13 protein-coding genes are annotated in these 19,256 nt (G+C 33.5%); 5 read left to right on the top strand and 8 right to left on the bottom strand.

Annotated elements, in window-relative coordinates; genetic code table 11:
* Positions 1-47: 47 nt before the first annotated feature.
* The 3 genes from FLP_RS04165 to FLP_RS04155 form a co-directional block, all read right to left on the bottom strand.
* Positions 48-2,324 (bottom strand): hypothetical protein, encoded by a 2,277-nt coding sequence (locus tag FLP_RS04165; RefSeq protein WP_065448268.1) that lies wholly within the window; start codon positions 2,322-2,324, stop codon positions 48-50.
* Positions 2,284-3,339, bottom strand: coding sequence for a glycoside hydrolase family 18 protein (locus FLP_RS04160; RefSeq protein WP_065448267.1), 1,056 nt, complete (start codon positions 3,337-3,339; stop codon positions 2,284-2,286). The genes FLP_RS04165 and FLP_RS04160 overlap by 41 nt, the downstream gene beginning before the upstream one ends.
* A 221-nt stretch (positions 3,340-3,560) precedes the next feature.
* On the bottom strand, positions 3,561-6,197 hold the full coding sequence (locus FLP_RS04155) for a valine--tRNA ligase (protein ID WP_065448266.1): 2,637 nt from the start codon (positions 6,195-6,197) through the stop codon (positions 3,561-3,563).
* A gap of 266 nt (positions 6,198-6,463) precedes the next feature.
* On the opposite strand from FLP_RS04155, the gene FLP_RS04150 reads away from it, so the two are divergent.
* Positions 6,464-6,844: a DUF1573 domain-containing protein gene (locus FLP_RS04150; protein ID WP_065448298.1), complete on the top strand. Its 381-nt coding sequence runs from the start codon at positions 6,464-6,466 to the stop codon at positions 6,842-6,844.
* A gap of 358 nt (positions 6,845-7,202) precedes the next feature.
* Here FLP_RS04150 and FLP_RS04145 read toward each other — a convergent pair whose 3' ends face one another.
* From FLP_RS04145 to FLP_RS04125, 5 genes are all read right to left on the bottom strand, one after another.
* A complete protein-coding gene (locus FLP_RS04145; protein ID WP_065448265.1) occupies positions 7,203-7,685 on the bottom strand; it encodes a hypothetical protein in 483 nt (160 codons plus the stop codon).
* Between the two features lie 138 nt (positions 7,686-7,823).
* Complete coding sequence (locus FLP_RS04140; RefSeq protein WP_065448297.1) at positions 7,824-9,995, bottom strand: OmpA family protein; 2,172 nt, start codon at positions 9,993-9,995, stop codon at positions 7,824-7,826.
* Positions 9,996-10,005: 10 nt separating this feature from the next.
* Positions 10,006-10,935, bottom strand: a complete 930-nt coding sequence (locus tag FLP_RS04135; protein WP_065448264.1) for a PorP/SprF family type IX secretion system membrane protein — start codon at positions 10,933-10,935, stop codon at positions 10,006-10,008.
* A 32-nt stretch (positions 10,936-10,967) separates the two neighbouring features.
* Positions 10,968-13,616 carry a T9SS type B sorting domain-containing protein gene (locus FLP_RS04130; RefSeq protein ID WP_065448263.1) on the bottom strand — a complete coding sequence of 883 codons (2,649 nt, stop codon included), beginning with the start codon at positions 13,614-13,616 and terminating at the stop codon, positions 10,968-10,970.
* Positions 13,617-13,774: 158 nt separating this feature from the next.
* Positions 13,775-15,100 (bottom strand): PDZ domain-containing protein, encoded by a 1,326-nt coding sequence (locus FLP_RS04125; RefSeq protein ID WP_065448262.1) that lies wholly within the window; start codon positions 15,098-15,100, stop codon positions 13,775-13,777.
* 122 nt (positions 15,101-15,222) lie between these two features.
* Between FLP_RS04125 and FLP_RS04120 the strand changes: the two genes are divergently transcribed.
* The 4 genes from FLP_RS04120 to cysS all read left to right on the top strand — a co-directional run bounded on the left by FLP_RS04120 (position 15,223) and on the right by cysS (position 19,254).
* Entirely contained in the window at positions 15,223-16,419 is a 1,197-nt protein-coding gene (locus FLP_RS04120) for a pyridoxal phosphate-dependent aminotransferase (RefSeq protein WP_065448261.1), read from the top strand.
* Positions 16,420-16,620: 201 nt separating this feature from the next.
* Positions 16,621-17,292, top strand: a complete 672-nt coding sequence (folE, locus tag FLP_RS04115) for a GTP cyclohydrolase I FolE (protein ID WP_065448260.1) — start codon at positions 16,621-16,623, stop codon at positions 17,290-17,292.
* Positions 17,293-17,326: 34 nt separating this feature from the next.
* The gene (locus FLP_RS04110; RefSeq protein WP_065448259.1) at positions 17,327-17,716 is read left to right on the top strand and encodes a four helix bundle protein; all 390 of its coding nucleotides are present in this window, start codon (positions 17,327-17,329) and stop codon (positions 17,714-17,716) included.
* A gap of 59 nt (positions 17,717-17,775) precedes the next feature.
* Positions 17,776-19,254, top strand: coding sequence for a cysteine--tRNA ligase (gene cysS / locus FLP_RS04105; RefSeq protein ID WP_065448258.1), 1,479 nt, complete (start codon positions 17,776-17,778; stop codon positions 19,252-19,254).
* Positions 19,255-19,256 lie beyond the last annotated feature (2 nt).

Below are 19,256 nucleotides of genomic sequence, written 5' to 3'. Positions count from 1 at the left end.
AAAAACCTAACAGGCTTTAAAAACCTGTTAGGTTTGTCAAATCTTAATTATCTCCTGGCTTTAAAGTATTCTTCTAAGCTTTCGCAACCAGACAAATCTGAACTAAACTCAGGAAATTGGCTATCAACTCTTTTTGAAACAGTATACTGATTCTTCTCAGCATAGTCCATCATTCTTAAACATAATGCTTTGAATTTAGCTGTTTTGGCATTTTTATAAGCTAACTCATAGTTGTCTACAGCTTTTATTTTGTTTCGGTATTCAATCTCATCTATATAAGATTCATTTTCATTTTTTTGACCATAATAAGAACTGCTGCTTGAATAACGGCGCATCATCCAGGAATTTCCATAATCTGACATATTATAGTAACAATTTGCAATCAGGAAAAAGTAATATGCCTTATCTGCTGTTTTTGGATTATTTGCCAGATTTGTATATTTTATAAGATGTTCTGTTACTGAAAGTTTAGTGACAATATATTTTTCTTTATGTTCAATAAAACTTGGCGTGTGCTTAAAGTCATAAAAGGGGTTCTGATCAAAAGCATAATATTCATCGTACTCTCCTCTTTCCCATGCATTATAATTATCATCCCAATACTTTTTATCCAATGATCTAAACGTTTTTAAAGCATCGCTTAATTGATTTTCTCTGAGGTATTTTGTTCCTAATAAATCTTTAAGATAATCTTTGTCTTTCAATAGTTTACTATAAATTGTTTTTTGAAATTCAGTATTAAAACCTTTGTCGATCCTATTCACGATTGCTTGTAAATCTGCAGCCGAATAAACAAAATCCAAATAGTCAAAATAACGATTAAACTCTTGTAAATTACCTGATGTTCTTATTCGATTGCCTCTCCATTCTACATCATCCAAATTATAAGATCTCTTTGTATTTTGTTCAATGAGTGACAACAAAGCCAAGCCATCAATAATGTTTCCCCTAAATTCCAGTTCTCTTCCTAAAGCAAAAATAAAGCGAGAATCATTTTTATATTTTAAAATAACAGATTCTGTTTCGGGTTTAATAATCGCTTTTCCTTTTTCCTGATCTGCAGTAATACAAAGTACTTTTATTTTTTCTATTTCCTCAGTTACTTTTTCAGACGGATGCTTTTTTTCAAACAGGGAAATATTTTTTAAACAGTCAGCATAATTTCTTGTAATAAATTGCAAATTGATTTTTGAAGCTTCCCAAACAATCGGGTTTTGTGTGCTATTAACCTCAATTGTATTTATAAAATCTAATACTTCCTGTGCATACAATCTATCCTTTTCAGACCGATTACGTAATGTTTCTGTTGTAACTTTTATTTTTTCATTCCAAAAATCAGTAAAATCTGTTGTCGGAGTATAGTTTGAATAATAGGGCGTATAAACCCAATCCTCAATTTTATTTACTTCGCGCAAAAGTAAAAATCCTAATATTTGAGAGTTTGGGTTATTTTTATAAATCTCTTTCAGATAATCAAGGTTTTTATCTACTTTCTGAACAGATGCATAAGCATAAACATTTGCTTTTTCCTCATTATTTGCAGCATACTTTAAAGCTTGCTCAATTTTAAAATCATGATGAAAATAGTAATAGCTTGCATAACTCTTTTCGGGCGAATTTGCCATTAAATTCGCAACATCAACCATATAGCTAGGGTTTGATTTTGTAAAAGTGTAAAAGAACAAACTCCAGTAATACAAATAATCTTTTTTGCTTTTATTAAAATTAGCCTCAAAAACAGTTTTAATAACATCATTTTTCCCTGAATAATAAGCAAGCCGAATCGCTAAAAAAGCATATTTTCTTTTAAAATACTGATCTTTCTCTTTCTCTATAATCTGAGAAATTTTCTTCAATAAGTCAAGCCTTCTATCTGTATTTACTGCTTCATTTCTTTCCCATACATCATCAGAGTCATTTGCCAATTCACAATTTTTTGCCGTTTTCAAATAATTAATAGCGGCAATTTTATTGTTTTGATAAAGATATTTTACAAACTTATTATCGCTATCAGCATGAATATCTGTATAAGACAAATTAAAATTAAAGTCCTCAATAGCATCGATAGCAACTTTTTTGTTGGTGTAATTATACCAGTCTGCTATATTAGAATCTACAGTTAACTTGTAATCCTCCGGATTGCTACTATAATCAAATCCCCATAAATCTGCATTGTAAAAGAATGATTTATATTGAGCGTAATTAAAGTAATTGGGTCTAAAGATACAATACCTTACATCTTCGCCATACGGAGAATATCCACAGGCAAAACTTTGGTAAAAACTACTTACTAAAAGAGCTGTAAAAACCAGAAACTTCTTCATGATTGTATTTTTTAAAAGTACTGTGATCTAAATGGAATAATGAAATTGTTGTTGTTTCGTCTAATTCGACATTTTTTTTAATAATCGAAATCGCCTCATTAAGTGTTTTTGAATCGACCTCTTCTATTTTTAACTGATCTCCTTTTTTTAGATAATATTCATATTCAAAAGTATAATCTTCGGTCATTTCGTACCACATTGGTTTGGTCTGTTTGGCAATCCCGCTAATATCTGCGGAATTAAAATTGACCAATCCCGCAAAACGATTATTTTGATACCATAATGTCCAGTAAAAAACAGGCAACGCTATATCTATGTGTACCGGATAACTTCTCTTTTTATCTAAATAAGATTTTAATTCATCAATGTTTAAAATAGAGTTTTTATCTTTTTGGGATAATGGTTTTATTAAGTTATAACACATCAAAGTGACTTTATCGACTGGTGGCACACCCATAATTTCCGGATATTTATACGGATAAAGGCGAAGCGTACAGCTGATTTCTTTTTTTGACAGCTCTTTTATTTTCTTCAATAAATAGAAATATTTGTCTTTGGTTGACTTTGTCCAGTCACAATCAATTTGAATTTCAGAATAGTCGAAATTCACTTTATCATTATATTGATAACGGCCTTTACGATATTTGTTGATTAGAAAAACAATATTATCAGCCAATTTATCCAATGACTTTTCATTATTATACTGAAAGATTTCATTCTTGATAAAAATAGTAGGAACGATGCTTACAGAATCCAGTTTTCTGAGCGTATACTCATCTGGACTATTTTTTTGATATGGAAAGTTTCCCATCGCTTCATTATAATCTATTTCAAAAAATTTATAGTAGATCTTCCTGACTTGTAATTTATTAAGTTCCTGGGTCGTTTCTTCACTAAAAGAAGATCCATTCTTCCAGTAATAGAAAGCTCTTTCGACATTTTTAACTTTATTTTCTTTATTGGAACATCCCAAAAAAAGACAAGAAACAAACAGAAATAATAGATTTTTTTTCATTGTGAAGTGATTTTTGTTTTAACGTAAAATCGTATTAAAATTATATCATTTTAAGATATGAAAATCAAAAAATAAGACATTTTTTTTTATAAAAAAACAGAGGATTTATTGTAAAACAAAACCCGACAAATTTTAAAAATTTATCGGGTTTTTATCTTAGTACCTGACAGGTTTCGAAACCTGTTAGGATCATAACTTATTATTTAATCTGGCTTATTTCCTTATTTCAAACCAGCAATACTCTGCTCGATTGTCGCAATCTTAGCCAAAGCATCTGCTTCTTTTTGTCTTTCGTTAGCCAAAACTTTTTCCGGTGCTCCGCCAACGAATTTCTCGTTTGATAATTTCGCCTGAACCGATTTTAAGAAACCTTGTGTATAAACCAACTCTGCAGTCAGTTTTGCAATTTCAGCTTCAACATCAATATTTCCTCCTGAAATCGGAATGAAATATTCATTTGATTTTACACGGAAAGATAAAGCTCCATCTACTTTAGCCGAAACATATTCGAAAGCTGAAATATTACCTAATTTCGTTACTATGGTATCAAAATAAGTCGAAAGATTCTCGCTGTTGATTGCTTTCAATTCGATAGCATCTTTAAACGGAATATTTTTATCTTTTCTAATGGTTCTGATTCCTGAAATTACCTCGATTGTACTTTCAAAGTCAGCAATTAAACCTGCATTAAAAGGTTTTAATTCCGGCCATGTTGAAACGATTAAAGCTTCTTCCGGAGTTCTGTCAGCAATTAAATGCCAAATTTCCTCAGTTAAGAAAGGCATAAACGGATGAAGTAACTTCAAGTTGCTTTCTAACATTTCAATTGCTTTGTCAAACGTTGCTTTATCAATTGGTTGTTGGTAAGCCGGTTTGATCATCTCTAAAAACCAAGAACAGAAATCATCCCAAACCAATTTATAGATGGCCATTAATGAATCAGAAATTCTGTATTTCTCGAAATTATCTTCAATGTCAACTAATGTTTGCTGCAACTTCGCTTCGTACCATTCGATCGCTACTTTTGATGATTCAGGTTGTGGAATTGTTTCTGAAACTTCCCATCCTTTAATCAATTTAAAGGCATTCCAAATCTTGTTTGAAAATGCTTTCCCTTGATTACATAATTCTTCATCAAACATAATATCGTTTCCTGCAGAAGCGCTTAAAAGCAATCCTACACGAACACCATCAGCACCGAATTTTTCGATCAAGTCTAAAGGATCAGGAGAGTTCCCTAATGATTTAGACATTTTACGACGTTGTTTATCACGAACCAAACCAGTCAAATACACATTTGTAAATGGTTTTTCACCTGCATATTCATAACCTGCAATAATCATTCTGGCAACCCAGAAAAATAAAATATCCGGACCTGTAACCAAGTCGTTTGTTGGATAATAATATTTAAAATCTTCACTTTCCGGATCCATTATGCCGCCAAAAACGGACATCGGCCACAGCCAAGAAGAAAACCATGTATCTAATGCGTCAACATCTTGCTTAAGGTTATCGGTTGTTAGTTGTTGGTTGTTGGTTCTTTCTTTTGCTAAAACTAAGGCATCTTCGATGTTTTCAGCAACTACGAAATCTTCTTTTCCGTCCCCATAATAATAAGCCGGAATTTGTTGTCCCCACCATAATTGACGGGAGATATTCCAGTCGCGAATATTGTTTAACCAATGTGCATAAGTGTTTTCGAAACGTTTTGGATGCAATTTAATATCTCCATCAACCAATACTGATTGAATTGCCGGTTTTACTAAATCTTCCATTTTCAAAAACCATTGATCTGATAATCTTGGTTCGATTACGGCTTTTGTTCTTTCTGATGTTCCCACTTTATTCAAATGGATTTCGGTTTTCGCCAAAGCTCCAATTTCTTCTAATTCTTTCGCAATTTCAGTTCGAACCACAAAACGGTCTTTCCCTTGATAATGTAATCCGAAACTATTTAATGTAGCATCTTCATTAAAAATATCAACGATTTCAAGATTGTGTTTTTCTCCTAACGTTTTATCGTTCATGTCGTGCGCCGGAGTTACTTTCAAACATCCGGTTCCGAATTCAACATCTACATATTCATCTTCGATAATCGGAATTACTCTGCCACAAATAGGAACGATGGCGCTCTTACCTTTTAAATGTGTAAAACGCTCATCATTTGGGTTGATGCAAATGGCAGTATCTCCGAAGATAGTTTCGGGGCGTGTTGTAGCAATGGTCAAAAATTCCTCAGTTCCTTCAATTTTATAGTTCAGGAAAAATAATTTTCCCTGTTGTTCTTCATAAATAACTTCTTCGTCAGATAAAGTTGTTTTTGCTTCAGGATCCCAATTTACCATACGGTAACCTCTGTAGATTAATCCTTTGTTGTATAAATCTACAAATGACTTAATTACAGATGCCGACATGTCAGGATCCATTGTAAATTTGGTTCTTTCCCAATCGCAGGAAGCACCTAGTTTTTTAAGCTGATCTAAGATTACTCCACCATATTTATCTGTCCATTCCCAGGCGTGTGCTAAAAATTCTTCACGTGTTAAATCATTTTTATTGATTCCTTCTGCTTTTAATTTTGCTACAACCTTTGCCTCAGTTGCAATAGATGCGTGATCTGTTCCCGGAACCCAACATGCGTTGAAGCCTTTAAGACGCGCTCTACGAATTAAAACATCCTGAATTGTATTATTCAACATATGCCCCATGTGCAAGACTCCAGTGACGTTTGGCGGCGGAATTACAATAGTATACGGCGTTCTATGATCTGGTTCTGAATGAAAATAGTTGTTTTTCATCCAGTAATCATACCATTTGTTCTCAATCGTCTTAGCGTCAAATTGTGCTGGAATTGTCATTTAAATAGGTTTGTTTAATCGTTAATTTGTTTAATTGCTGAATCGTTTTATTGTTTAACTGTTTTTGCTTTGCGAACAACGCTTACAGACCATCAATTGATTAAACGAATTAACGATTAAACAATTAAACAAAAAAGTGGTTCAATTTTTGTAATTATAACTGACAGCAAAAGTAAATAATTAAGTACACTATAAAAAGAGAATTAATAATTTGTGTGTTAATTAAAAGAATGTATATTTACTTACAACTTAAAAACAATTTCAAAATGAAAAATGTAGCCTCTTTTATTGCAGTCGTATTGTTTAGCGCAATAGGTTATGCACAAAATGGCCCAAAAATTGAATTTGCAGCCCAAGACAATACGATTGATTATGGAAAAATTTCCAAAAGCGACAATGGTCTTCGTTCTTTTGAATTTACAAACACCGGCGATGCACCGCTATTAATTACCGGCGCCGAATCTACTGTAAGTTCTATCGTTGTTACAAAACCCGCAGCAGCAGTTATGCCTGGTAAAAAAGGTAAAATTGATGTAAAATACAACATGGTTTCAGGTCCAATTCGTAAAACAATTACCGTTGAAACGAATGCTGTAAACTACCCTGACGGTAGAGTTGCCCTAAAAATCAAGGGAGAAGTTTTATAAAAAAATAAAAATCCAAAAATAGTAAAAGCCGTTTCTTAATAAGGAACGGCTTTTTTTATGCACTTTTTTTTAAATACTTTGGGCGAGACAAGCGAACGGACGTAGTAATTAGTCGCGGTTTTCAGTCGCAGTTTCTCCAATCTTGTCATCCCGAGGAACGAGGGATCTCCACAAGAAGCTCTACAAAGATTGGCGATTTTGCAGGATGAATTACTTGCGGAGATCCCTCGTTCCTCAGGATGACAAGCTTGTGGTTACTTTATGTTAAGCAAATAAAAAAATAAAAAATCCGTTTAAATCCGTGCTTTTGCAAAGCAAATCCGTGTCATCCGCGTACCATTACAAAGATTATATAATTTTATTTTTCAGAACACTCAACACTGTCAAATTTATATTTTACACGATCAAAATCAATTGGTTTATCTTTTACTAAATAAGTAACTCCCATCGTAGTTTGCATTGTTCCGTTACCTAAAATAAGTTGTTTGTCTTTCTTTAAAAACGCCATCGGATTTTTGAATGTTCTATCTTTACTTGTTACCTCTTTAAAAGTATAGTCTACAAATAAAGTATCACCACGAAATTCTCCCTTGATTTCTCCGGTTTTTTCTGGTGCATTTGCTACTTTCATCACCATATCTCCGCCAATTTTTCCGTTTTTCAGCGTGTTCAATTTTAGATGAATAGTATCTTTTTCATATACTGCTTTATAGCATTCTGAACTTACCGTTTTTTCGGCTTCGGCCTGAACAGCTTCGGCTTCTTTTTGTTTTTCATCATTTTTACAGCTTTGAAATCCAATGCAAGACAAAAGCAAACAAGATATCGCTAGTTTTTTCATAAATCAAATCTTTAGGTTAATGTTATTTTATAAAGTTAAATAAAAAAGAAGCCAAAAAAAAGGCTTCTGAATTAAAAATAAAAAAACCTAACAGGTTTTAAAATCCTGTTAGGTTAACTTACTGTACGTAAATAAATTCTATAAATTCTTAATCACGAATTCAGATCTTCTGTTTAATTCGTGCTCTTCTTCAGAACAAGCATCATCAGTTTTGCATTTGATTATCGGTACCGATTCTCCGTAACCTTTTGCCTGAACTCTTTTGGCATTAATCCCTGATTCTATGATAAAATCCCTAGTTGAATTGGCTCTTTTTTGGGACAAATTTTCATTAAATTTTTCATTTCCTCTTGAATCTGTGTGAGAACCTATTTCAATAACCATGTCAGGATATTTCTTCATTAATGCTACAACACGACCTAAAATAACTTTAGATTCTTTACGAATGTACCACAAATTATAGTCAAAATAAATAGGATCTGTTTTTATGATCAGCCTGTCTTTATCTCTTACAACATCTTTTTCATCAATTAAAATCTGTTTTATTTTTTCCTTTTTCTTAATTTCCGTTGCTGCAATTTCCTCCGCTTTTTCTTTCTTCTTAATTTCTGCCGCTATAATTTGATCTGTTTTAGCTTTTTTCTGTGCTTCTTTTAAAGCAATAACTGCCAAAGCTTCTCTTTCCTTTTTACGGGAATTTTCGATTTCTTCTTCTTTCTTTTTCGTTTCGGCAATTTGCTGTTCTTCACGTTTTATCGCTTCCACAGATTTTAATGCCATCGAAGCATCATTGCCCGCATCTCTTGTTTTTCCAGATGATAACGATCGTGATTCGCTGGTATATTTTTCTTTTGAAGCCAAAACTGCAAACGAACTTTCGCACGCCACAGTAAAACTGAATTTCCCGTCTGCTCCTGTAATAATCGTATTCAAAATCTTTTTATCTAAATCCTGTAATATTACAATGGCATTTTCTAAAGCCAATTGGGTATCAATATCTGTAATGGTTCCTGCAATAAACTGCTTGCAATCTTCTACAATTAATTCTTTTGTTTCTTTGAACCAGTAAATATCATCACTTCCTTTTCCGCCTTCTCTATTCGATGCGAAAAAACCTTCTTTGGTATTTGAATCTATAGTAAAGGAAAAATCATCTAAATTGGAGTTTAATGGCAAACCAACATTTACAGGTTTAGAATACTCGTTTCCGTTAATTTCTGAAACAAATACATCCAAAGATCCATATCCTAAATGACCGTCTGATGAGAAATAAAGTTTATTATCTGCTGCAACAAAAGGAAATTGCTCTCTTTTATCGGTATTAATAACTGGTCCTAAATTTTTAGGTGTATCAAATGCTCCTTTATTAATGTTTACCGAATAAATATCAAAAGAGCCTAATGTTCCCGGCATATCAGAAGCGAAATACAATACTTTTTCATCAGCACTCAACGCAGGATGTTCTACGGAATAATTAGCACTATTAAAAGGAAGTGACGTTATATTCTTCCATTTTCCGTCAACCAGTTCAGCTTTAAAAATCTGAAGGTTGGAGATTTTTTTATCATCTGTTTTTTTGCTTCCCTTTTTAGAATTATTTCTTGTAAAATAAATTGTCTTTCCATCTTTAGTAAAAACAGCATTCGATTCATGCATTCCGGTTTTTAATTCTTTAGCAAAATAATGCGTAGTAGAGTCTACAGAATTAATGTTTTTTAGTGGAATTTCGACTAAATTCAAATAGGTCTCATTGTCCCATTTGAATTTTTTATCAAACAATCCCGGCTTTAGTTTTACTCCGGCAAAAACCAGATTATCATTGTGTTTTACTGCTCCAAATTCAGAATTAGGGGTATTGATCGCCAAATTTTTAATCTCAAATCTTTTTCCAATTGCCGAAACATTTTCTAAGGTTTTGAGATCTTTTTCAAAATTGACCACATCATCTGCATTGGCAGATTTTGCATAATATTCTTTTAAGGCAGCATTGGCATCATCATTACTATTGCTCGCTTTTAAGGTCTGAGCGTATCTGAAATAATAATTTCGATCTAAATTGTTGCTGTAATTATGAATCAAAAGTCTGTAATAACGTTGCGCTTTTATTAAATCATTGGTATAAAAATAAGAGTCCGCCAAATTTTTAATGATTTCCTGCGAAGGTTTTTCCTGAGCTAATTTTTCATACAAAACAATGGCTTCGCTGTAATAGGTCTTGTCAAAAAATCGTTTGGCTCTTGCCAATTCGAGATCCTGGGCATTTATAAACTGTATTGAAAATACGAATATAATAACGAGTAGTTTTTTCATATTTTTCATTTTAGAAGAATCTTGGTGATTTATCATATCCTTTTCCTAATAAATCCAAATCAAAAAGCAGCATGATTTCATGCGTACCTGAATTAAACTGTCCCATGTTCGTAAGCGTATGATCATATGCATAACCTACTCTAAGAGATGGCGTAACATTGATATTCATTAAAGCACTTACTGCATCATTTACTCTGTAAGCCGCACCTAATTCGAATTTATTATTATACAAAACATTGGCGGTCAAGTCTACAGTAACTGGTGATCCGGGTACAAACTTTGACATAAATGCCGGTTTAAGTTTTATCATTTCATTGATCTGAAATACATATCCGGCCGTTAAAAAAGTATGAATAGCTTCTGATCCGTACGCATTGATTCCTGACTTTTCTTCGATGTGTTTAGAACTCAGTAAATTTGGTGCCGACAAACCAACGTAGAAATTATCTCTAAAATAATAGGCGCCTACTCCAATGTTGGGTCTGGTTACGTTTATATTTTCGGCGAAAGCCAAATCTGTTTGCGAATCAGTAAATTTGAATCCGTTAAAATTAGTTTGCAGTGAGGTAAAACCCGCTTTTAATCCTAACGAAAGTTTGTTTTTTCCTCCCAGATTCAGAACATAGGCAAAATCAGCATAAAAGTTGTTTTCTTTTTTTGCGCCATCACCAATATCATCAGATACTAACGAAAGTCCAACTTCTACTTTATCTGTCAAAGCAGTATGTCCAAAAAAGGTAAATGTTTTTGGCGCTCCCACGGCTCCAACCCATTGTGTTCTGTATAATCCTCCAAGATTTAGCATGGCAGGAACTCCGGTTGCGTACGCAGGATTTACCACACTCATATTGTACATATAATGTGTGTATTCCGGATCTTGCTGGGCTGAGGCTGATGTTATATAAAAGAGAAAAAGTATAAAAAGTGGTATTTTTTTCATTTGAAAATTATATTAAATAATATAAAAAGGAATTATCTATTGAGGTAAAGTCGGCCTTGCTGCGCTTTTCTATTGTCTTTATTAAAATTGACAATATAAAAATAGACTCCGTTTGGTGCTATTCCGTCTCCAAAACCTGCAGCTTCAGAATTTCTTCCGTCCCAATTGGATTTATTGGCATTTCCTTTAAACATTACATTTCCGTACCTATTGAAAATTTCAAGCGTATAATCCGGGTATAAATATTCAATATCAGGAATTCTAAAAGTATCATTTACATTATCTCCATTTGGCGAAAATCCGTCAGGAATAAAAAAGGCATATTCTGCAGGATCACATTCAGTTAATGAAACTGTAACCTCCAAGACGCTATCCGAAATACAATCGGTCACACTCGAAAGATCGTATCCGTAATAAGTAGCTTTATCGACAAGCAAAGTAGTCGAAGCCAATAAATTACCATTATTTTGGGCATCATACCACGAAACTGTCGAAGGAACATTTGTCGCCTTTGAAAGATCTGAAATTGCTGGATTTTTTAGTCCGCAAAAATTTTGTCCGTCAGGATTCAAAGTTGGCGCGGGAGTATCATTTACTACAACCGAAATCATACTGGCCGGCGATGTACAATTTGCCGCAGAAGTTTCGGTAACATATAGGTCTTCAGATTTTAAAAGATAAGTATCGGCAAGCGGCGTGGTTAAAGCTGCAGAATTATACCATTTATATTGCGGGCCATGTGGGGTTAAATTAGCAATTGTTGCTCTGTCTACTTTGCAAAAATCAGGTGGATTCACTGCAAGTGGTGCCAACGGAATTGGATTCACTAAAAAGCTATCTAATACATTTACCAACAGACTTCCACATCCCGTAATATCATTCGTTAAATAAGTAGCCGAAATTACATTAGAACCTGTATTTGCAAGTAAAGCTGACGGAATTACAAAACTGGCATTTCCGTTTAAAACCGTTAAATCGACAGTTTGTGCTGTCGAAGTGTTACTATCTAAAAGCACATAAGAAAGTTTCACTTTTGTTAAGGTTCCTAAGCCTGAAACACTAGCAGTAAAAACTCCGTTTAAACAATCATCGTTGACCACTACTTTTACATTTGTAACAACTGGTAAAGGATTAATTATCAGATTACCTATAACATTGGCTGTATTACTACATTGCGGAGTTGGATTTGTAATATTGGTGATATTAGTAATTGTAATTACAGATAATCCGCTTTTTACGTTTAAGCTTCCCGGGATTTCAAAACTGGCTTTTCCTCCTACGGCTGTTATAGTGGCAGTTTGCGCCGTCGCTACATTATCACCATTGATTTTGTAAACGATACGATACTTACCATCGGCTAATAGAGTGGCATTCGAAATTTGAATTGTTGCAATGTCGTTCTGGCAAACCGGGTTGGCAGTTATTACGGCATTATCTAAACGCGGCAAGGGAGAAATATTTATATCATAAGAAAACGGACTAAATATAGTGACACACTTTTTTGGGCCGGCCGTTGGAATAATACTTGTAACGTTGACCGTAAATTTACCAACACTTTGAAAATATGCAGATTTAATTGGAAAATTAACTACTCCGTTTAGGAAATTTACCGTTACAGTTTCTGATCCTCCTGTTGGACCTGCGACATTAAAACTAATATTATATTCTCCGTCAGGAATACCATCAGGACCTTCTGTAATTTTTGCAGAATAAGTAGCGGTAGCCATCTCACTTTCGCAAATATCTTTAAGCACAACAAGTTTTGTACCTGTAAAATCAATTCTTTTCTCGAGTGTAATGGTTACAAATGCAGTCCTGTCTGTACAGATATTTTGGTTAGGAACCGCAAGAACGGTGTACGTATAATTCAAGTCACCCGCTCCGTATTTATCAAATAATGTCTGAATATTGACATTATGATCGGATCGTGAAGTGATATCAGGTCCTTTCCAAACACCACCAGGATCTTCATCTTTAAGTGATTCAAACAAGTCATAGTTAGTATAACCGGCTAAATCTGTAGTGCCGCATAATGTTAATTCTTGTGGTTTTCCCTCTTCAGGTGTCCTTACAATGGTGACATATACAGTTGTAATTAGTGGTGTAGACGGGCAATCGGGAACGAGCGGCACCTCATACGTAAATTGACGTGTTTCTGTTGGGGTTGTAATATATCTAATATTAATTGAAGGTGACCCAAGAATCGCGCCTGCAGCATCTCGCCAGATTCCGTTTTCATGAGGTCCCATAACGGTACTATCAAATGCTGTAAAAAGATTAAAGCTGTCGGCAAGACTACATACCGTAGCTTTAGATCCAACTCCTACATAAGCACCAATAGTAAGTGTTATGGTTGCTGTATTGTCTGCACATCCTGCAACATCAGGAGCAGTATAGGTATAATGGTAAACACCACCTTCTTTAATAAGTTGTGCATTTAGATTTCCGGTAATGGAATCCAAACCTCTAAAATTATTATCGTCTGTCCATTTTCCGCCAGGAGCTGGAGAGCCTCCTAATAATGAAAATAAAGAAAGGTTTTGATTAGCCGAATTCTGAATGTCACAAATTATTTTTTGTGCATCATCACCAGCACATTGTGCATATATTTGTGAGGGAAAAATCGATAAAAAAATAAAAAACAATATAAATTGTAAGAAATTAGAGTAGTTTTTAACCATAAAGAGTTATTTTTGTATAAACTTAATAAATTATTAACGTTTCTTAAACAAAAAACACGATTTAACAGTTAAATTTTCACAAAATTTAAAATAAACTCACAAATAAATACAAGTAGTATTTCAATTTTTAATTATTTAATTCATTATTTTTTAGGTGCTTATAACTCATCCTCAAGTTTAAATCTAAATTTAAGAATAAGGCTATTTCTTTCTACTTCAAGATTTACCCAAACATCTTGCTCTGATTTTAATAATGTATTTATTTGCTGAAGTGTATATTTATAAGGTGCATTTTTGTTTATACTCACAATAATATCACCCTTTTGCAATCCGGATTTTTCGGCGGCTGAATTTTTACGGATATTTACAATTTCATAAACAGGTTTTAATGAAAATTTATATCTAAAATTACCATCCTTTTTTTCATTACTTGTCACTTCATCTAACGTTGAGGCTACTTTTACCATTTCTAAATGAACTGTTTCCTGAACCCACTGAAGGCCATTATGCTGCACTGTAATTCCGCTTTTATTATAAGTAAAAGGTTCAGAAAATTTATTGTTTTTTTTCAGGTACATTTTCTTATCTGCATAATCCAGCACAACGGTAAATCGTTTTAAAATTTCGCCGCCTACAGATCCTATTCGATCCGGAACCATTTTTACATTCTTAATTGAGCTTGAATCAGGAAATGAAACTATTGGCTTCTTAAAATTAAAATCATCAATTAAAAAATTATCAATTTTAGCCCGATGCCCCTCAATATCACCACTAAAACCCTTTCCTAAAAAGTCAGGAAAATTCTTCTTAGGCAATTTGATTTTATTATTTTCAAAAATCCAAAAAGCATCACTATTTCCTATATCGATTAGTAATTTTGCCGGTACTTTTTTACCATCAACAGTAGCTGTGGCATAAATATAAGGTTTAGACCTTTCTATAGTTATAGGAACTGTTTTGAATTTTTTTTCTAGTTTTTGTTTGGTTTGTTCGTTGTTTAAATGCACAACTATCCTCTTTTTTTGATAATTGATTTCTACGATATTATTTTTAAAAAATTTATATCCTATAATACCGTTTACCGGAATCCCTATATGCGAAGACAAATTAAAACTCTGATCTAAAATAATATAAACCAAATGATTACCTGATTTCAAACCATGCGTTTCCAACACATTGTTTGTAGATTTTAATCCTTCTATTTCAGCTTCACTTCCTAAGCCGCGCAATTTTATTTTCTGAATATTATTAAAACTCACTTCTTGTTTTTCTTCCATACTAAACAAAATAGTTTCCTCTACTCCGGAATCCAGCAGGAAATTGAGTTCGATGCCGTTTACTTTTATAGGTATAAAAATGAGGTTATTTATCAGTTTAAAGGGAATGGTCACCTTATTACTATGCTTCTCAATCAAAAAATCACCTTGTGCCACAACTGACAAAGATGTCAAAAGCCCAAAAAACAACATGAAATATTTTTTCATTGATAATATTTTATGATAAAATTACTAAAAATATTGATAATTGTTACATTTTAATAAGTACCTGTAATGTTTACGTTAAATTCGAAAAAAAAATGCAAATTTGCACTTCAATAATAAAACTCATGCCAACAATTTCACACAAAGGCAGAAACATGCCCGAATCACCGATACGTAAACTTGCTCCTTTTGCAGATCTTGCAAAACAAAAAGGCAAAAAAGTGTATCACTTAAACATTGGTCAACCGGATATAAAGACACCCGAAGTGGCCATCGAGGCGGTAAAAAATATTGATTTAACTCTAATAGAATACAGTCCGTCTGCCGGATATGAAAGTTATAGAAAAAAATTAGCTCAATTTTACCAACGTCAAAACGTAAATGTTAACTCAGAAGACATCATTATTACGACTGGTGGCTCTGAAGCCTTATTGTTTGCATTGGCCACAATTACAGATCCGGGAGATGAAATTATTATTCCGGAACCTTTTTATGCCAACTATCATGCATTTGCATCATCTACGAGTGCAGATGTAATTCCTGTTATTTCTACTATTGAAACTGGATTTGCATTACCAAGTATTGAAGATGTTGAAAAACTAATTACACCTAAAACCAAAGCAATTTTAATTTGTAATCCGGGTAATCCTACTGGTTATTTATATTCAGAAGCCGAAATAAAACAATTAGCCGGTTTAATTAAAAAACACGATCTATATTTAATTGCTGACGAGGTTTATCGTGAGTTTTTATACGATGGAGATGATGTTCATTATTCTGTAATGAATCTTGAGAAAGTACAACAAAATGTAATCATGGTTGATTCTGTATCAAAACGCTACAGTATGTGTGGTGCAAGAATTGGTTGTCTGGTTACTAAAAATAAAGAGGTCCTTTCGACCGTAATGAAGTTTGCGCAGGCGCGTTTGAGTCCTCCAACTATTGAGCAAATTGCTTGTGAGGCCGCTATAGATACTCCACAAAGTTATTTTGACGAAGTAATTGCAGAATATAAAGGCCGTCGTGACACTCTAATTACCGAATTGAATAAAATTGAAGGTGTCATTGTTACAAAACCAAAAGGTGCTTTTTATTGCATCGCACAATTGCCAATAGAAAACTCTGAAGATTTTGCCCAATGGCTTCTTGAGACTTACGATCTTAACGGAGAAACTGTTATGGTTGCTCCTGCTGCAGGATTTTATTCGACTCCGGGAATGGGATTGAATCAGGTAAGAATTGCCTATGTCTTAAACAAAAAAGATTTAGTGACTGCTGTAAACATTTTAAAAGAAGCTCTCTTGGTTTACAACAAGAAATAATAATAAAAGACAGAATACTTCAAAAGACAATAACATCCAATGTTATTGTCTTTTGCATTTAAAAAAAACAGCATTTTGATTTTAATTTAAATTATATCCAAAAAGCATTAATTAAATAGTAAAAACGATAGAAAATGTTTCCTTTTTATTAATTATCTTTACCGCCTTAAAAAGATATACCCATACTAATAGTAGTTTTTAATGATAAATAACGAAGATTTTTTAGACGAAATAGGAGACAATCATTTTAGCAGCAATGCACAAAACCCTGTAAGACAGGATGCTTTTGACTTAAGTGATGATGAAAAAATAGAAAGAATAAAAAAAGATGTTGAAAACATCCTGCAGACTTTAGGAATGGATTTAACGGATGACAGCATAAAAGGTACTCCAAACCGAGTAGCAAAAATGTTTGTAAAAGAAATTTTTGGTGGTCTTAATCCTTCAAAACAGCCAAAAGCGTCAACTTTTGACAATAATTACAAATACGGTGAAATGTTAGTAGAGAAAAACATTACCGTTTATTCTACCTGCGAACATCATTTATTACCAATTATAGGACGTGCTCACGTTGCTTATATTTCAAGCGGAAGAGTGATTGGTTTATCAAAAATGAACCGAATTGTAGAATATTATGCCAAAAGACCTCAGGTTCAGGAGCGTCTTACCATGCAAATTGTACAAGAATTACAAAAAGCTTTAGGTACCGAGGACGTTGCCTGCGTTATCGATGCTAAACACCTTTGCGTAAATTCAAGAGGAATTAAAGATATCGAAAGCAGCACTGTAACATCTGAATTTGGTGGAAAATTCAAAGATCCTCAAACAAAAAGAGAATTCCTGGATTATATTAAATTAGACACTCAGTTCTAAAAAGTTTATTGTTTTTAGTTTATAGTTTGTTGTTATGGCGAAAATAGAAAAATTCGAAGATTTAGAAATTTGGAGATTGGCTAGAGAAATCTGCCAAAAAATAGAATTCCTAATCCAAAACACGAACTTAAAAACAAACTATTCTTTAAAAGATCAGATTGACAGAAGTTCAGGCTCTATTATGGATAATATTGCTGAAGGTTTTGAACGAAATGGCAATAGAGAATTTATCCAATTTCTTAGTATTGCAAAAGGTTCAGCCGGAGAAGTAAAATCACAGTCCTATAGAGCTTTTGATAAAAAATTGATTACCGAAGACCAACATTTTAAATTGAATGAAATAGTTGAATTAGAAAAGAACAAAATCGGTGCGATGATGAACTATCTAAACAATTGTGAAATCAAAGGATTAAAATTCAAATAGCTTTTTTTCGACCCAAAACTAAAAACAATAAACCACAAACAACAAACTATAAAGTAGATATGCCATTATACACATCACAACCTCTAAAAATATACAATTCACTTTCGGGTGAAAAAGAAAATTTCAAACCAATCCATGAAGGAAATGTTGGAATGTATGTTTGCGGACCTACGGTTTATAGCAATGTACACTTAGGAAATGTGAGAACATTTATGTCGTTTGATGTGATATTCCGATATTTTTTACACCTTGATTACAAGGTTCGCTATGTACGTAATATTACAGATGTTGGCCATATTGTTGATGATGTTGATGAAGGCGAAGACAAAATTGCCAAAAAAGCACGTTTAGAACAACTGGAACCTATGGAGGTGGTGCAGCGCTATACGGTAGATTTTCATGATATTCTGAAATCTTTCAACTTTTTACCACCAAGTATCGAACCTACTGCTACCGGACATATTATTGAACAAATCGAAATCATCAAAAAAATCATCGATACCGGAATTGGCTATGAAGCCAACGGATCTGTTTATTTTGATGTTGTAAAATATAACGAAAATCATAATTACGGAGTTTTAAGCGGCCGAAATATCGAAGATATGCTGGCCAATACCCGTGATCTTGATGGTCAGTCTGACAAAAGAAATCCGCAGGATTTTGCACTTTGGAAAAAGGCCGAACCGGAACATATTATGAGATGGCCTTCGCCGTGGAGTGATGGTTTTCCTGGCTGGCATCTTGAATGTACTGCAATGAGTACCAAATACTTGGGTAATCATTTTGATATTCACGGAGGCGGAATGGATTTAAAGTTCCCACACCACGAATGCGAAATTGCTCAAAACGAAGCTTGTACTGGTCAGTCTCCGGTAAATTACTGGATGCACGCCAATATGCTGACTCTTAATGGTAAAAAAATGGCCAAATCGACTGGAAATAATATTTTACCAGGTGAGATTTTAAGTGGTGACAATACTATTTTAAGTAAAGCTTTTTCGGCATCTGTAACTCGTTTTTTCATGTTACAGGCGCATTACAGAAGTATTCTGGATTTTTCTGACGATGCTATTGTAGCAGCTGAAAAGGGATATAAAAGATTAATGGAAGCTGTTGATTCCTTACCAGGTATTTCAGCAAGTGCCACTAGTTCTATAGATATCGCTTCATGGAAGCAATTATCTTACGATGCTATGAATGACGATTTTAACACCCCAATTTTAATTGCACAATTATTTGAGGCTGTTCGTTATATCAATTTATTGAAAGAAGGAAAAGAAACGATTTCCGCAGAAGATTTAACTTCATTTACAACTGCTATTAATGCTTTTGTATTTGATGTTTTAGGCTTAAGTGATGACAAAGGTACTGATGCTAATAATGATAAATTAGAAGGTGTTGTAAATATGCTTATCGGAATGAGAAATCAGGCCAGAGCCGATAAAAACTTTGCCCTTTCTGACCAAATTCGCGATCAGTTGATTGCTTTGGGCATTCAGTTAAAAGACGGAAAAGAAGGCACAAGCTTTTCTATATAATC

The sequence above is a fragment of the Flavobacterium piscis genome (assembly GCF_001686925.1).
GTDB classification, from domain to species: domain Bacteria; phylum Bacteroidota; class Bacteroidia; order Flavobacteriales; family Flavobacteriaceae; genus Flavobacterium; species Flavobacterium piscis.
The sequence above is the reverse complement of the archived record's forward strand: the minus strand, read 5'-3'. Positions and strand labels throughout refer to the sequence as shown.

What these genes read in the sequence shown, in the direction of transcription:
- FLP_RS04125 (WP_065448262.1), bottom strand. Translation starts at nt 15,100, where the DNA reads ATGAAAAAATATTTCATGTTGTTTTTTGGGCTTTTGACATCTTTGTCA.
- cysS (WP_065448258.1), top strand. Translation starts at nt 17,776, where the DNA reads ATGCCATTATACACATCACAACCTCTAAAAATATACAATTCACTTTCG.
- FLP_RS04135 (WP_065448264.1), bottom strand. Translation starts at nt 10,935, where the DNA reads ATGAAAAAAATACCACTTTTTATACTTTTTCTCTTTTATATAACATCA.
- FLP_RS04150 (WP_065448298.1), top strand. Translation starts at nt 6,464, where the DNA reads ATGAAAAATGTAGCCTCTTTTATTGCAGTCGTATTGTTTAGCGCAATA.
- FLP_RS04130 (WP_065448263.1), bottom strand. Translation starts at nt 13,616, where the DNA reads ATGGTTAAAAACTACTCTAATTTCTTACAATTTATATTGTTTTTTATT.
- FLP_RS04165 (WP_065448268.1), bottom strand. Translation starts at nt 2,324, where the DNA reads ATGAAGAAGTTTCTGGTTTTTACAGCTCTTTTAGTAAGTAGTTTTTAC.
- FLP_RS04160 (WP_065448267.1), bottom strand. Translation starts at nt 3,339, where the DNA reads ATGAAAAAAAATCTATTATTTCTGTTTGTTTCTTGTCTTTTTTTGGGA.
- FLP_RS04155 (WP_065448266.1), bottom strand. Translation starts at nt 6,197, where the DNA reads ATGACAATTCCAGCACAATTTGACGCTAAGACGATTGAGAACAAATGG.
- FLP_RS04110 (WP_065448259.1), top strand. Translation starts at nt 17,327, where the DNA reads ATGGCGAAAATAGAAAAATTCGAAGATTTAGAAATTTGGAGATTGGCT.
- folE (WP_065448260.1), top strand. Translation starts at nt 16,621, where the DNA reads ATGATAAATAACGAAGATTTTTTAGACGAAATAGGAGACAATCATTTT.
- FLP_RS04120 (WP_065448261.1), top strand. Translation starts at nt 15,223, where the DNA reads ATGCCAACAATTTCACACAAAGGCAGAAACATGCCCGAATCACCGATA.
- FLP_RS04140 (WP_065448297.1), bottom strand. Translation starts at nt 9,995, where the DNA reads ATGAAAAAACTACTCGTTATTATATTCGTATTTTCAATACAGTTTATA.
- FLP_RS04145 (WP_065448265.1), bottom strand. Translation starts at nt 7,685, where the DNA reads ATGAAAAAACTAGCGATATCTTGTTTGCTTTTGTCTTGCATTGGATTT.